The following is a 14,091-nucleotide window of genomic DNA, read 5'->3' as shown; positions in this document are numbered from 1 at the left end:
ACCAGACGCGACTGGTACAACAAGCTGCCCAGCAGTGCACCGTTGACTGCCGGTATGAAGCTCTGGGCGTAGAAAAATGTCCAGCGGTACTGCGCCACAAGGCCCTGGCTGACTGCCAGCGCATCGGCGCCAGCGCCGGCTTGGCGCAAGGTGACGACGGACATCAGACTGACCACGCCCACATAGATCAGGGCGGCTTCCAGCACTCTGGCAGCAACCAGCCCGATCGCGCGCGCCTGGCCGTATTGCCAGAGCACCGGATAGAGCACCACGGCCGTGCCGATGCAGGCGAGCGCGACGATGATTTCGAGCAGGCCGCCCAGCACCACCGGCGCATCCGGACCGGAGCCGAGCACGAAACCAGGCGCCTGCACGCCGCCATACAGGAACAAGGTAGGTATCGATGCGAAGGTGAGCAGGTAAAGCAGGCCCGCGATCAGCGCGGTTCTGCGTAACGGGCCGAGGGCAAGAATTCGCATGGCTTACCTGGGCTGCACGGGTTGGGCATTCCGCGCCGGCAGTGCCAGCGCCTCGCGAATCGCGGCGACAATGGCCTCGGGCTTTTCCAGTGGAATGGCATGCCCGCTATCCACCCAGAGCAGCCGGCATCTTGCTGCAGGATCAATTGCATGGCGTCCGTCATTTGCCACTTGTACAGTCATGAAACACCTCATGTCGCGAACTTCAGGTAGAGATCTAGCAGATATCGCTCGAAATCGATGAAGCGTTGCTCTGAGCCGGTGGCTTGCATGAATTCCAGCTGCATCTCGTGCATCCCGACTCGGTCCATTGGCCGGTTCCAGTCCGGATCGGTCGTTTCGTCCAGCCTGGCATGCGCCGGCGAGGGGCCGATGAAATCCAGATAGTCTTTGCCTTCCAAATGGCCGGCATCGCGCAGTCTCTGGGCGACTTCGACGAGCTCGGTGTATCGGATGTGGCGCAGGTTCACCCCAGCCATGATGTCGGCCAGCGACTTGCCAGCTTCCGAGAGGCTAACCGTCGCCGATGCCGAAGTTGCAACGTCACGCGACGTTGCGCGCGCAGATCTGGAAGAAAAACCGGTAGGGCCGGCCTGGACCCCATGAACGCCCGACAGTTTCATCGATAGCGCTTGCATCGCTTTCATGGCCTTCATACTCTTGTAAGGTTTTCCGAAATTCTTGGACACGCCCTCCGGCGTGCGTTCAGGGCCATTCTATGGACGCGCCGTAACATGCCAACGCGCATTCTGCGAACCGCCTTTGCACGCTGGCCGGTGCGGAAAATTTCTGCGAACGGCGAGTATTCGACGACCAACCGCACAAGAGACAAAGACGCCACCGGAGATAATCCAAGCTTTAAAGCACAGACGACATGACTGCCCCGACCGACCTGCAGGAAGCCGCGTGCGGCCCGATGCAGGCCGCGCTCCGCCTCAATCTGCTCTATTGGCTGTGTATGTATGCGATGGACGGCATCCTTGGCTATTTCGTGGGCATCGATCCCTTCCCGTCCACACCGACGAAGATCGTCCTGTTCGGCATGAGTGCGCTCATCACCTACCTGATGGCGGCATTGCTGTTCCGCCTGCGGGACCGCTTTTCCTTCCTGCAGAAAGCGTTGCTGTGCTTCCTGATGGCGGCCATTGCAGCCCCGCTGTTTGCTTCGGTCGATTTCATCCAACAGGGCATATTTCAGTATCCCGGGCCGGTCTACCCCAATCCGGCCAGTGCGGGTTACACCCTGATTGAGGGTGTCTCGATGCTGTTCGGATGGAGCTGTCTGTTTGTCGCCGTGTTGGACAACTTCGAGGTACAGGAACGAGAACGGCTGCTGGCTGAGGTGCGCAAGGAAGCGCTGATGGCGCAGATGCAGGCGCTACGCTACCAGATCAATCCGCATTTCTTGTTCAACACGCTCAATTCCATTGCCGGGCTGATCGAAGAAGGCGCTGCCGTGCGTGCAGAGCGCATGGTGCATTCGCTGTCCTCCTTCATGCGCACCACGCTGACGCTGGACCCGATGAACGACGTGACGCTGGCAGAGGAGATCGCGCTGCAGCAAGAATACCTGAACATCGAACACGAACGCTTCTCTGACCGCATGTGCTTCAGCTGCGATGTTTCTGATTCGGACCGTTCCGCGCTGGTCCCCAGCCTGATCCTCCAGCCCTTGGTAGAAAACGCGATCAAGCATGGCCTGGGTAGTACCAGCGGCCCGGTTGAAATCTCCTTGAGCGCCCGGCGTGAGATGGACCGCCTGCACATAACCGTGGAAAACGACATGGCGCAGGGTGGCACCCCGGTCAAGCGGATGCCAAGTGCAGGCGTGGGTTTGAATAATGTCTCGCAACGGCTGAACGTCCGTTTTACCGGTGACGCCCGTTTCACGCATGGTCCTGTATCGCCCGGTCGGTACCGAGCCGCCATCGACCTACCCTGGAGGTCGGCGTGAGTGGTCTTTTCGTGCTTGTCGTGGATGACGAACCGCTGGCACGGCGTAGGCTGATCCGCATGCTGGCAAAACTGGACTGGGTCACCCGGGTCGAGCAGGCGGGCAATGTTGACGAGGCCCACCTGATTATCCGAGCCAGCCAGCCGGACATCCTGTTGCTCGATATCCAGATGCCGGGCGCCAGCGGATTCGACCTGCTGGAGCATTTGGAGCCACCCATGCCAGTCGTGGTCTTCGTCACCGCATTCGACCACCACGCTCTGCGCGCTTTCGAAGCCAACGCCGTCGATTACCTGACCAAGCCCATTGAACCAGGACGCTTTAACCTCGCCATGCATCGCGCCCGCACGGCCGCCAGCTCACACCAACAGGCTGAGCGGATGTCCGAAATGCAGGGAACCATCGCGGCACTTAGACGCACTCTGCACGAACAACCCAGGCTGAGCGGCTGCATTTGGGTCAAAGTACGGGGCGAGCATGTACGTATCCCGCATGCGGATATCCAGCGTATCCAGGCCGAACGCGATTTCGTACGCATCCATGTCTCCGGCTGCTCTTACTTGCACCATGAAACGCTGAGCGCGCTGGAAGGACGCCTAGACCCTGAAGTCTTTATCCGCATCCACCGCAGCAGCATCGTGCGATGCGACGCCATCCTGCGCCTAAAACTGGCTCAGTCTGCCGGCCTCATCGCCGTGCTCTCGGAAGGACTGGAAATCCGAGTGGGCCGGACCTTCGCACCTTCTTTGCGTAAAAGACTGCTTGGCAGCAGTGCAGCCGGGGGAGTGATCAACTGAGGGCGCGCAGACCTCGGTGGACATCCCAACGTCATCAAGCCTAACAGCGCAGCGGTCAATCCCAGTCAATTCATCAACGAAATCCTCACCCTGTCTGACACGGGTTCCATCCGGTTTTGGAAACGTTTTGTACCCTTTCCCGGCATTGCGCGGGTGTACACATGCCCGAGCTTCCCGCGACTATCTGCCGCGGGAGGCTTCTTGGATCGTTTCAGCATCGCTGCGCAGCATATAAACGCTATTCGTTAACGGCCTCAACTATGCGAGACAGTAACTTTGACAAGTTCTCCTTCTCCTGCGCGCTAAGTGCCCGATCGATAAGCCGATTCAATTCTTTGAGTCCTTCTTTGACCTTAACGAGTGCATCTTCTCCTTTTGGGGTCAATGTCAATGCCCAGGCTCGTGGATCTACTGAATCATGTGTACGCAAGACTAGTTCCGCAGCGACCAATCTAGAAACCATTGTTGTAAATCCGGACTCACTCTGTCCCAACGCTTGCGCTACAGCACGCTGTGATGCACCTGGTTTGGCTGCAACAGCTAGCAGCACGCCAGCCTGTGCGCCGCTAACCCCTGCGGCTGCGGCCCCCAAGCGGTCGGCCTGCGAGCGGAGGCGGGCAGCAGCTAATTGGAGCTGGTGGTAGAGATAGATCTTTTCAGCCATAGCGCACTCAAGTTGTCTTTGTAAATGCTCCAGATTTTGCCCTTGTACGCACTACATCGTCTAAAAACATCTTACACTTCGCATACGAAGTATTTATTGCAAAATCAGAAATTGAGAGGTGATACGTGCAAAAGACTGATGAACTGCTCAACTACGGGCGTAATGTCTTGGAACAGCAACCCTTTAGCAGAATGATGGGGACGAAGCTAACTTCACTAAGTCCCGATTTAGCTGAACTTCGCCTTGTCATTAGGCCCGAGCTATTGCAGCAAAATGGATTCGTGCACGGAGGTGTCCTTAGCTATTTGGCGGATAACGTACTTGCCTTTGCGGGCGGTGCAGCTATGGGTGTTCCAGTCGTTACTTCGGAGTTCAAACTGAACTATGTGCGACCGGCCGTGGGACAAGAGTTGCGTGCCCGCGCGAGTTGCGCATCGAAGAGTAAATCTCAAGCAGTCTGCACCTTAAAGGTTTTTGTAGTAGCGGATGACTTAGAGAAGCTCTGTGCAATAGGTCAAGGGACAATTGCCCGACTCCCTGATGCCGCTTAATTGAGGACTGCGAAACGTTGGAGTACCCACGGTACCAGGAGTGTGCTGCGTTCGTCCGAGGTAACGCAAGATGCCGGGCGTGAGGTCTGTGGCATGCGTCGCTGGCCAACCAGCTGGACAGGGCTATTTGCCCATCAGTTGAATACTCCAGAAGGTCAAAAATCCACCAAACAGGACCAGCGTGGAAACAGGCTTTTCCTCGACTTCATGTGCTTCCATCAGCAGCTCCTCCGTCACAAGGTAAAGCAGCGCTGCCGCACTGAAAGCCAGTGTGCCACCGATGACGGCATGGGAGGCTCCTGACAGCAACACGTTGCCCAGCACAGAGAAGACAAGCACTGTTACGCCAAGCGCACCTGATATGGCAACAATGCGCCAGCCTGCATTGGCGCCCGAAGTCAGCGCCAGGCCCAGGAACAACAATTCCACGGACAGGCCTAAAGCCAGAATGGTGCCGGTTTCACCACCGGCGGCAAAACCTGCACCAATGATGAAACCGTCAGTGGCTACGTCAATGAATGTGGCAATCAGCAGACCTTTGCTGAGCCCTTCGCTGGAGCCGGTCAGGTTGGCAGCGTGTTCCATCCGCATCGTCCACAACTTCAATGCATACATGAACAGGCTCCCCAGCGCAAATGCGCCAGCCAAAACCAGGCCCGGCGCATGTTCGCGTTCTATTTCTGGCAGGAGTTCTACGGCCAACGCCGCGAGCACCACGCCGGCAGCAAAGTGCTGAATCAGACTGCGTGTGGCGTGCCCTGGTGTCCAAAAAGCGGCAAGTACCCCACCACTCAGGGCGACCACGGCAGGAATGCCCATGATCAGGAAGTGCTGTGCGTTCATATCTCAGTCGAACAATTCGTTCCAGAAGGACTTCTTGCCACGGTAATGGCCATCATGGTGGTCTTCCCGGTAGCCATGCGGTTTGTCGTACTGTGGGCGCATCTGGTTGGGTGCTGGCGGTGTCATGGTCGGTGATACCGGGAGGGCTTCACGGGTGCTGCGCTCAATGATTTTGTCCAGCTCTCCCCGGTCCAGCCAGACACCCCGGCATTGGGGGCAATAGTCAATTTCGATAGCCATCCGCTCTGTCATGAGCAAATCAGTGGTGACGCAGGTTGGGCATTTCATGAATTTCCTTGGTAAATGAATGTGAATGGTTGAAAGTCAGTCGTCGTCGCGTTTGTTCTTGCGTTTACCACGGTCCCCATCTCGGCTCTTGATGTCGTGCTCGTTGGCACTGGTGTGGCATTCCACGCAGTTGTCATATTTGGCAATACCCTCTTTGATGTGTTTGCGGCGAATGTTGTCTGGGGTGTGCTCATGGCAACCATAACAAGTGAAGCGGCTGTAGTCATTGCGGATGTGACAGGTGACGCAGCTGGTGTTGTGGTCCTTGTCCAGGACAAAGTACTGGTTGTGGTCAAAGGTGGCGGGTGTCCACATCTGCTGTGTATGGCATTGCAGGCAGTTGCCGGTGATCTGCTTGTGTAATGCATCGACCGGCGGCTTGTGGCAGGCCTGACATTGGTCCCGGGTGCCCTGCTTGAGCAAGGTGTGGTCGAACTTTTTCTGGCGGGCAAAACGTTTCACACCGGCATGGTCGCTGTGGCAGGCCACACAGTCCTGGCTGATCAAATCCTGGTGGAATGTGGTGGCGGTGGCCGGTTTGGCAATGGGGACACCTTGGGTGGTCAGGCGGCCAATGTTCACAGGTTGGTGGCAACTGATGCATCGTGCTGCACTGGCCCCTGTGAGCGGGGCGTGGCAGGCGAAGCAGTCCCCCTCCAGCGTCTTGTGGCCGGGGATCAGCTTGCCTGGCCCGACCATCAAGTCAGGGTAAATGAACACCAATACCGCCAAGATGGCCAGATTGCAGGCCAGGATGATCTTCAGGGTTTTGCTCATACCCAACCCCAGAACAAGAAGACACTGACGATGTGACCCAGCGCCAGGACCACGAACACGATGAAGATGGGGATATGGACCTTGCGCCACTGGGCCATGGCGCCCACGGTCACCGCATCCCAGAACAAGGCCTGCTCCATCTCGGGTTTGGGCATGCCACGCAGCTGGAATTGGTTGCGTTGACCCTGTACATGCTGACGCGCACGGTGGAGCAGCATCTTGCCAACCATCCCGCTCACCACATTCACACCCATGGCCACGGTGGCCAGCCACGGCAGGATGGCATTGAAATGCACACCGGCGTGGATCAGCACCATCAATGAACCTAGCCAGGCGCTGAATTCGTGCATCCTCAGCAGCGTTGTTGGATTGCCCGAAGAGACGTATTTGCGCTTGCGCAGCGAGTAATACAGCGAACCGATGATCAACAACGAGCCCACAATACCGAGATACCGGCCAACCCACACCAACTTGAACCAGTGCAAGAAATAGTCGCCGACCAGCGTGGCAGCGGCCAGCACACCCAGCAGCACGCTGAAGGGCAGGATGTGTTCACGCCAAAGCGACTTGTCCATTTACAACTCCAGGGTGACGCTGGTTTGGGGTGTGCCGACACACATCAGGCAGGTGCCTGGTTCGGGGTCAAAGTCCGGGGCCTGCGGGTAAAACACCTCGCCGGACTGGATGACGGTTTGGCAACTGCCGCAGCTGCCAGAGCGGCAACCAGTGGCCACCGAGATGCCATGGGCTTCGGCCAGTTCCAGCAACGTGCCACAGCCCGCCTGCCAGGGCAACTGCTTTCCCGTTTTGGAAAAATTCACGGAGACGGTGGTACCTGATGCAGGGGCGGGCGACGTTGGCGCAGGTTCTGCGTGACGCCGCCGGATGGACGCGGGTCCGAAGGCTTCAAAATGGATGTGCGCCGAGGCCACCCCCCAGTCTTCCAGGGCGGGTACCAGGCTTTCCAGCATGGGTGTGGGGCCGCAAATATAGAAGTGGTAAGGCCTGAGCGGCAGCACGCGGCGAAGCAAATCCACGTCAACACGGCCGTGATGCCGATAGCGCGGGTCGACCCCATCGTCAGCGTTGTTTCCACTGAGGCAGATTCTCAGATGAAAGTTGGGATGCAGCTGCGCCAGCGCTTCCAGGTGCGGTTGTGCCACTAATTCGCGGTGGTGACGGACCCCATAAAACAGCCAGATCTCGCGCCCAGTCTGTGCCGACAGACACCAGTTGAGCATGCTGAGCATCGGGGTGATGCCAATGCCGCCGCCAATCAGCACCACCGGGGCATCACTGCGGTCCAGGTAAAAATGCCCGGCAGGCGCGCGAACCTGCAACAAACTGCCGACCTGCACCTGGTCATGGAAAAAGTTGGAGGAACGCCCCGGTGGGGTTGGCTCAGGAGTCGAAGCGGGAACACGCTTGATGGACACCCGGTAGTGACCCGGGTGGGGCGCATCAGAGAGGGAATAACACCGCGTGACAGACTCGATGTTCCCTGGGGGTGAGGGAATAGTCAGACGAAAAGTCAGAAACTGTCCGGGCAAAAATGGTGGTAACGCCTGGCCGTCCTGAGGAGCCAGATGAAACGAACAGATGTCCTGATCGGCGTTTTCCAGGATTTTGTGGGTGACCCGAAAAGTACGCCAGCCCGACCACGCAGCCGGCACGGTGTCTTCTTCCGCAGGAAGCGGCCTGGGTTTGACCGGCAGCCCTTCATCCATGACGGTGGTGCGCAAGGCCTGGTAGCTCTGCCAATGCCGCCCAAAACCAATTCCCAGATAAATTGCCAGTTGCAACACCAGGCCGCCGACGATCCAGAGCAGCAATACGGAGGAGGTCATGGTGTTGTTCCCAACTGGCCATACCTTACCTCAGGATTGTGCATAAGAGCCACCGAAGGGCACCTGAGCTTCATGGACACGTCAACTTCTTTCTTCTTGGCGAAGTGGGCAAAGCATAACGTGGTCTGCTTAACCCACGCTTAATAACCCGAGCAGGCGCTAGGGCTAACCCCTAGAGACGCTTTGGCACGTGGCTTGCTAGTATTTGTTCTTGAAGTTGACCAAACGGTCAGATTTTTAAAGGAGTGCCAGCGTGTCCCTGTCTCTTGCGCCCGATGTTCGTTCAGGCCGGCTAGCCGCCGCCGACTATGCCCAGCGGTTTGCCGATGCCGCCCCGCGCCTGACCAGGCCGCAGGCAGTGCTGGAAGCTGAACGTTGCCTGTATTGTTTTGACGCGCCCTGCGCCACGGCCTGCCCCACCCATATCGATGTGCCGTCCTTCATCCGGCGCATTGCCGACGGTAATCTGCGCGGCTCGGCCAAAACCATTCTGGAAGCCAATCCGCTGGGCGGCATGTGTGCCCGCGTCTGCCCGACCGAGAACCTGTGTGAGGCGGTCTGCGTGCGCCACACCCAGGAAGACCGGCCGGTGGCCATTGGCCGCCTGCAGCGCCATGCGGTGGACGCCCTGCTCGACAGCGCGCAGCCGCAAATCTTCAAGCGCGCCAGCCGCACGGGCAAAAAAGTGGCCGTGGTGGGTGCCGGCCCGGCCGGCCTGACCTGCGCCCACACTTTGGCCGCACAGGGCCACGATGTGGTGATCTTTGATGCCCGGCCCAAGGCCGGTGGCCTCAACGAATACGGGTTGGCCAGCTACAAGACTCCCAACAACTTTGCCCAGGCCGAAGTGCAATGGTTGCTGGGTGTAGGTGGCATCGAGTTGCGCCAGGGCTGGCGCCTCAGCACGGTTGAGCAGCTCAATGCGCTGCGCCAGGACTTTGATGCTCTGTTTCTGGGCATGGGACTGCCCAACACGCACCAGCTTGGGGTGCCGGGTGAAAACCTGTTGGGCGTGCAGGACGCGGTGGACTTCATCGCCACACTGCGGCAAGCCGAAGACCTGGCGAGCCTGCCCGTCGGCCGCCAGGTGGTGGTGATTGGCGGTGGCATGACGGCGGTGGACGCTGCCGTGCAGACCAAGCTGCTCGGTGCGCAGGACGTGCACATGGTTTACCGGCGCGGGCCTGAGGCCATGTCGGCCTCCCGGGCCGAGCAGGAATGGGCGCAAACCCACGGTGTGACGATTCACCACTGGCTGGCCCCGATCGAAGTGGTGGCCAACAGTGTGGACCCGCAGTGGGCCGGCGGCGTGCGTTTTGCCCACCAGACGCTGGTCAACGGCCAGTTGCTGCCCACTGGCGAAACCATGGTGTTCGAAACCGACATGGTGCTCAAGGCCATTGGCCAGAAGCTGGGCAACCCGCTGCTGGCGCAAGCCGGTTTGACGCTGCAGGCGGGTCGGATCGCCACCGATGCCGACGGCCTGACCAACCTGCCCGGTGTCTGGGCCGGTGGCGACTGCCGCGCTGGCGGGCTGGACCTGACGGTCGAAGCCGTGGCGCATGGCAAACAGGCCGCCCAGGCCATCCACACCCATCTCATGAACCTTTGAACCGGGACGCACAGCATGGCTAATCTGCACACCAACTTCGTGGGCATCCACAGCCCTAACCCTTTCTGGCTGGCCTCGGCCCCACCCACTGACAAGGCCGTCAACGTCAACCGCGCTTTTGAAGCCGGCTGGGGCGGCGTGGTCTGGAAAACGCTGGGCGAGGCCGGGCCGCCGGTGGTCAATGTCAACGGTCCGCGTTACGGCGCGCTGCTTTCGCCTGACCGGCGTTTGATGGGCTTCAACAACATCGAACTCATCACCGACCGCGACCTGGAGGTCAACCTGCGCGAGATCACCGAAGTCAAACGTGCCTGGCCGGATCGCGCCATGGTGGTGTCGATCATGGTGCCGTGTAACGAAGACGCCTGGCGGGCCATCCTGCCGCGCGTGGAAGACACCGGCGCCGACGGCATCGAACTCAACTTTGGCTGCCCGCACGGCATGAGTGAACGCGGCATGGGCGCGGCAGTTGGCCAGGTACCCGAGTACATCCAGATGGTCACCGCCTGGTGCAAGCAGTACAGCAAACTGCCGGTGATCGTCAAACTCACGCCCAACATCACCGACATCCGCCTGCCTGCCCGCGCGGCCAAAGCTGGCGGCGCCGATGCGGTGAGTCTGATCAACACCATCAACTCCATCATGGGGGTCGACCCCTACAGCCTGACCATGGTGCCCAGCACCGGCGGCAAAGGCAGCCACGGCGGCTACTGTGGCCCGGCGGTGAAACCGATTGCGCTCAACATGGTGGCTGAAATTGCCCGTGACCCGCAAACGGCTGGCCTGCCGATCAGCGGCATTGGTGGTGTCGGCAGCTGGCGCGATACGGTGGACTTCCTGGCCCTGGGCGCCGGCAATGTGCAGGTCTGCACCGCCGCCATGGTCTACGGCTTCAAGATCGTTCAGGAGATGGCCGACGGCCTGTCCAACTACCTGGACGAGATGGGTTTTGCCAGCGTGTCAGACATCGTTGGCAAGGCGGTGCCCACCGTGAGCGACTGGCGGTATCTGAACCTGAATCACATCAGCAAAGCGGTGATCAACCAGGACAAGTGCATCGACTGCGGGCGCTGCCACATTGCCTGCGAAGACACCAGCCACCAGGCGATCATGGCAGTCAAGGATGGCCAGCGCCACTTTGAGGTGAAAGAGGATGAATGCGTCGGCTGCAACCTGTGCACCCTGGTCTGCCCGGTGCCAGAATGCATCACGCTGCGCAACCTGGCGCCGGGTGAAGTGGACTTGCGCACCGGCAAGACCGTGTCGGCGCAACATGCCGACTGGACCACGCACCCGAACAACCCCGCACGTGTTGTTGCTTAAGCACAAAATTGGCATCTAGCCCGCGTATTGATTGCCTATATAGCTATCTTTTTAGGAGTAATCCATGAGCAATATCCTGATCCAAGGCGGCACCGTGGTCAATGCCGACCGCGCCTTTCGCGCCGATGTATTGACGCAAGACGGCAAGATCGTGGCGGTGGGCGAAGGCCTGCAAGCCCCAGCTGGCACCACGGTGGTGGATGCCGGTGGCCAGTACGTCATGCCCGGTGGCATTGACCCGCACACCCACATGCAGCTGCCCTTCATGGGCACCACCACCATGGACGATTTCTACACCGGCACGGCAGCCGGTCTGGCCGGTGGCAACACGACCATCATCGACTTCGTCATCCCCAACCCCAAACAACCGCTGATGGAGGCTTACCAGACCTGGCGCGGCTGGGCCGAAAAAGCTGCGGGCGACTACAGCTTTCACATGGCCATCACCTGGTGGGACGAGTCGGTGAAACGCGACATGGGTAGCTTGGTGAATGACGAGGGCATCAACAGCTTCAAACACTTCATGGCCTACAAAAACGCCATCATGTGCGACGACGAAACCCTGGTGAACAGCTTCAAACGCTGCCTGGAACTCGGCGCCATGCCCACGGTACACGCCGAAAACGGCGAGCTGGTCTACCTGCTGCAAAAACAGGTGGCCGAGATGGGTATCACCGGCCCCGAAGGCCACCCGCTGTCACGCCCGCCGATGGTTGAAGGCGAGGCGGCCAACCGCGCCATTGCCATTGCCGATGTGCTGAATGTGCCGATCTACGTGGTGCATGTGAGCTGCATCGAAGCCGCCGAAGCCATTGCCCGGGCCCGTGCCCGTGGCCAGCGCGTTTACGGCGAGGTGCTGGCTGGCCATCTGACGATTGACGACAGCATCTACCGCCACCCCGACTTTGCCACTGCGGCCGCCCACGTGATGAGCCCGCCGTTCCGCCCCAAGGGGCATCAGGAATTTTTGTGGCGCGGTCTGCAAAGCGGCAACTTACACACCACCGCCACCGACCATTGCACCTTCTGCGCCGCGCAGAAAGCCGCAGGCAAGGACGACTTTGCCAAGATTCCGAACGGCTGCGGCGGTGTCGAGGAGCGCATGGCCGTGGTGTGGGACGAAGGGGTCAACACCGGCCGCCTGACACCCAGCGAATTTGTCGCCGTGACCTCAGCGAACACCGCCAAGCTGTTCAACCTGTACCCGCAAAAAGGCAGCGTCAGCGTGGGGGCCGATGCCGACCTGGTGGTCTGGGACCCGGCGGGTACCAAGACGCTGTCGGCCAAGACCCAGTTCAGCAAGGGTGACTACAACGTGTTTGAAGGCCGCACCGTTACCGGCATCCCCAGCCACACGCTGAGTCAGGGCAAGCTGGTGTTTGTGCAAGGGGATTTGCGGGCTGAGCGTGGGGCCGGGCGTTACCTCAAACGTCCGGCGTTTGGTTCCAACTTTGCGGCGGCGAAGTTGCGTGCCGAGGTGTTGATGCCGACGGCGGTGAAGCGCTGAGGTTTTTGACATGTTTGCTGTGTGTGGTGCTCGCAGCAAGCCGGGTCTCGCCCCGGCGGGCGACTCACTTTTCTTTGCTTCGCCAAAGAAAAGTAAGCAAAAGAAAGGCGAGCCCGCTGTTTGCGTCCCGAAGCAGAGCTTCGGGCAACCTGCGGTGCTCGCTGCAGGTGGGGGCCCGCTCGAACTCGGCTATCGCCTCAAACAATCGCGTGCCCTGATCCACCTGCAGCTGCGCTCCTCGGCGCAACCAGAAGGGCGATGGGAACCAACAACAGCCCAATCCCCCCGGCTCGTGGCGCTGCGCGCCACATTGCACACGGCACGAGCGAAGCAAAGTGCCGCCACTCTCCCCGCCGTTGAGGCAGGGCTGAGCAGCGCAGCGGGCTGCGGGAAAAGGGCTGGCGATTGTTTGAGCGAAGCGAGTTCGAGCCAGCCCCCGCAGACTGCGAGCAGCGCAAGGAACCGCGTAGCGGCCCTGCCGTCGGCTCGCCTTTCTTTTGCTTACTTTTCTTTGGCGAAGCAAAGAAAAGTGAGTCGCCCGCCGGGGCGAGACCCGGCCTGCTGCCGTCACACGGCAAGTCACGCATTCCAGCCAACCCCACAGAGGAATTAACATGAAAACTGCAACCGACATCTCCACCCTGCGCATCAACGGCCAGCGCCTCTGGGACTCCCTGATGGAACTCGCCAAAATCGGTGAAACCCCCAAAGGCGGTGTTTGCCGATTGACCCTCACCGACCTCGACAAACAAGGCCGCGACCTCGTCACCCAATGGGCCAAAGAAGCAGGCCTTTCTGTGACCATCGACAAAATCGGCAACGGCTTCATGCGCCGCCCAGGCCGCAACAACGCCTTGCCACCCATCGTGACCGGTAGCCACATCGACACCCAACCCACCGGCGGCAAGTTCGATGGCAACTACGGCGTGCTCGCGGGCCTGGAAGTCATGCGCACCCTGAACGACCACGGGATTGAAACCGAAGCCCCGGTCGAGGTCAGCTTCTGGACCAACGAAGAGGGCTCACGTTTTGTGCCGGTGATGATGGGCTCGGGTGTGTTCTCCAAAACCTTCACGCTGGAACACGCTTACGCCGCCAAAGACATTGACGGCAAAACGGTCGGCGAAGAACTCAAACGCATCGGCTACATCGGCGACCAGGAACCTGGCGACCACCCGATTGGCGCGTTTTTTGAGACCCACATCGAACAAGGCCCGGTGCTGGAAGACCACAACGTGACCATTGGTGTCGTGCAAGGTGTGCTGGGCATCCGCTGGTTTGACTGCACCGTCACCGGCATGGAAGCCCACGCCGGCCCAACCCCGATGGCGCTGCGCAAGGATGCGATGCAGGTGGCCACGCAGATCATGCAAGAGGTTGTAGCTACCGCCATGCGCCACCAGCCTCATGGCCGTGGCACGGTCGGCATGGTGCAGGTCTTCCCCAACA

The 14,091-nt window shown here is 59.9% G+C and carries 15 protein-coding genes; 7 read left to right on the top strand and 8 right to left on the bottom strand.

Translation table 11 applies throughout. The annotated features are described in order from the left end of the window. Together PHW99_RS15045 and PHW99_RS15040 are read right to left on the bottom strand one after the other, a co-directional pair. A partial coding sequence (locus PHW99_RS15045; protein ID WP_300179279.1) for a DUF4386 domain-containing protein occupies positions 1 to 479 on the bottom strand: 479 nt, incomplete at its 3' end. Between the two features lie 191 nt (positions 480 to 670). Then, positions 671 to 1,126 carry a hypothetical protein gene (locus PHW99_RS15040; RefSeq protein WP_300179276.1) on the bottom strand — a complete coding sequence of 152 codons (456 nt, stop codon included), beginning with the start codon at positions 1,124 to 1,126 and terminating at the stop codon, positions 671 to 673. Between the two features lie 227 nt (positions 1,127 to 1,353). Here PHW99_RS15040 and PHW99_RS15035 point away from each other — a divergent pair, with 227 nt between their 5' ends. Then, positions 1,354 to 2,433: a histidine kinase gene (locus tag PHW99_RS15035; RefSeq protein WP_300179273.1), complete on the top strand. Its 1,080-nt coding sequence runs from the start codon at positions 1,354 to 1,356 to the stop codon at positions 2,431 to 2,433. Then, complete coding sequence (locus PHW99_RS15030; protein WP_300179270.1) at positions 2,430 to 3,230, top strand: LytTR family DNA-binding domain-containing protein; 801 nt, start codon at positions 2,430 to 2,432, stop codon at positions 3,228 to 3,230. Before PHW99_RS15035 ends, PHW99_RS15030 begins: the two co-directional genes overlap by 4 nt. 238 nt (positions 3,231 to 3,468) lie before the next feature. Here the strand turns inward: PHW99_RS15030 and PHW99_RS15025 are convergent, their stop codons facing one another. Further along, on the bottom strand, positions 3,469 to 3,894 hold the full coding sequence (locus tag PHW99_RS15025; protein WP_300179267.1) for a MarR family winged helix-turn-helix transcriptional regulator: 426 nt from the start codon (positions 3,892 to 3,894) through the stop codon (positions 3,469 to 3,471). 125 nt (positions 3,895 to 4,019) lie between these two features. Between PHW99_RS15025 and PHW99_RS15020 the strand changes: the two genes are divergently transcribed. Further along, a complete protein-coding gene (locus PHW99_RS15020) occupies positions 4,020 to 4,445 on the top strand; it encodes a PaaI family thioesterase (RefSeq protein WP_300179264.1) in 426 nt (141 codons plus the stop codon). Positions 4,446 to 4,568: 123 nt separating this feature from the next. Here the strand turns inward: PHW99_RS15020 and PHW99_RS15015 are convergent, their stop codons facing one another. From PHW99_RS15015 to PHW99_RS14995, 5 genes are read right to left on the bottom strand one after another with little or no spacing between them, the layout of a single operon-like run. Next, on the bottom strand, positions 4,569 to 5,288 hold the full coding sequence (locus PHW99_RS15015) for a zinc permease (protein WP_300179261.1): 720 nt from the start codon (positions 5,286 to 5,288) through the stop codon (positions 4,569 to 4,571). A gap of 3 nt (positions 5,289 to 5,291) precedes the next feature. Then, positions 5,292 to 5,576, bottom strand: coding sequence for a zf-TFIIB domain-containing protein (locus tag PHW99_RS15010; protein ID WP_300179258.1), 285 nt, complete (start codon positions 5,574 to 5,576; stop codon positions 5,292 to 5,294). 36 nt (positions 5,577 to 5,612) lie between these two features. Then, on the bottom strand, positions 5,613 to 6,353 hold the full coding sequence (locus tag PHW99_RS15005) for a cytochrome c3 family protein (RefSeq protein WP_300179255.1): 741 nt from the start codon (positions 6,351 to 6,353) through the stop codon (positions 5,613 to 5,615). Further along, entirely contained in the window at positions 6,350 to 6,928 is a 579-nt protein-coding gene (locus PHW99_RS15000) for a hypothetical protein (RefSeq protein ID WP_300179252.1), read from the bottom strand. Before PHW99_RS15000 ends, PHW99_RS15005 begins: the two co-directional genes overlap by 4 nt. Beyond that, positions 6,929 to 8,200 (bottom strand): 2Fe-2S iron-sulfur cluster-binding protein, encoded by a 1,272-nt coding sequence (locus PHW99_RS14995; RefSeq protein WP_300179249.1) that lies wholly within the window; start codon positions 8,198 to 8,200, stop codon positions 6,929 to 6,931. 259 nt (positions 8,201 to 8,459) lie between these two features. Here PHW99_RS14995 and PHW99_RS14990 point away from each other — a divergent pair, with 259 nt between their 5' ends. From PHW99_RS14990 to PHW99_RS14975, 4 genes are all read left to right on the top strand, one after another. Continuing rightward, the gene (locus PHW99_RS14990; RefSeq protein ID WP_300179282.1) at positions 8,460 to 9,812 is read left to right on the top strand and encodes an NAD(P)-dependent oxidoreductase; all 1,353 of its coding nucleotides are present in this window, start codon (positions 8,460 to 8,462) and stop codon (positions 9,810 to 9,812) included. Between the two features lie 15 nt (positions 9,813 to 9,827). Continuing rightward, positions 9,828 to 11,135, top strand: coding sequence for an NAD-dependent dihydropyrimidine dehydrogenase subunit PreA (preA, locus tag PHW99_RS14985; RefSeq protein ID WP_300179246.1), 1,308 nt, complete (start codon positions 9,828 to 9,830; stop codon positions 11,133 to 11,135). Positions 11,136 to 11,199: 64 nt separating this feature from the next. After that, positions 11,200 to 12,642 (top strand): dihydropyrimidinase, encoded by a 1,443-nt coding sequence (gene hydA, locus PHW99_RS14980; protein ID WP_300179244.1) that lies wholly within the window; start codon positions 11,200 to 11,202, stop codon positions 12,640 to 12,642. Positions 12,643 to 13,256: 614 nt separating this feature from the next. Next, a partial coding sequence (locus PHW99_RS14975; RefSeq protein ID WP_300179241.1) for a hydantoinase/carbamoylase family amidase occupies positions 13,257 to 14,091 on the top strand: 835 nt, incomplete at its 3' end.

This window comes from Rhodoferax sp., from assembly GCF_028689305.1.
In the GTDB taxonomy this organism is placed as follows: Bacteria; Pseudomonadota; Gammaproteobacteria; order Burkholderiales; family Burkholderiaceae_C; genus Rhodoferax.
This window is presented reverse-complemented; position numbering and strand designations above follow the sequence as displayed.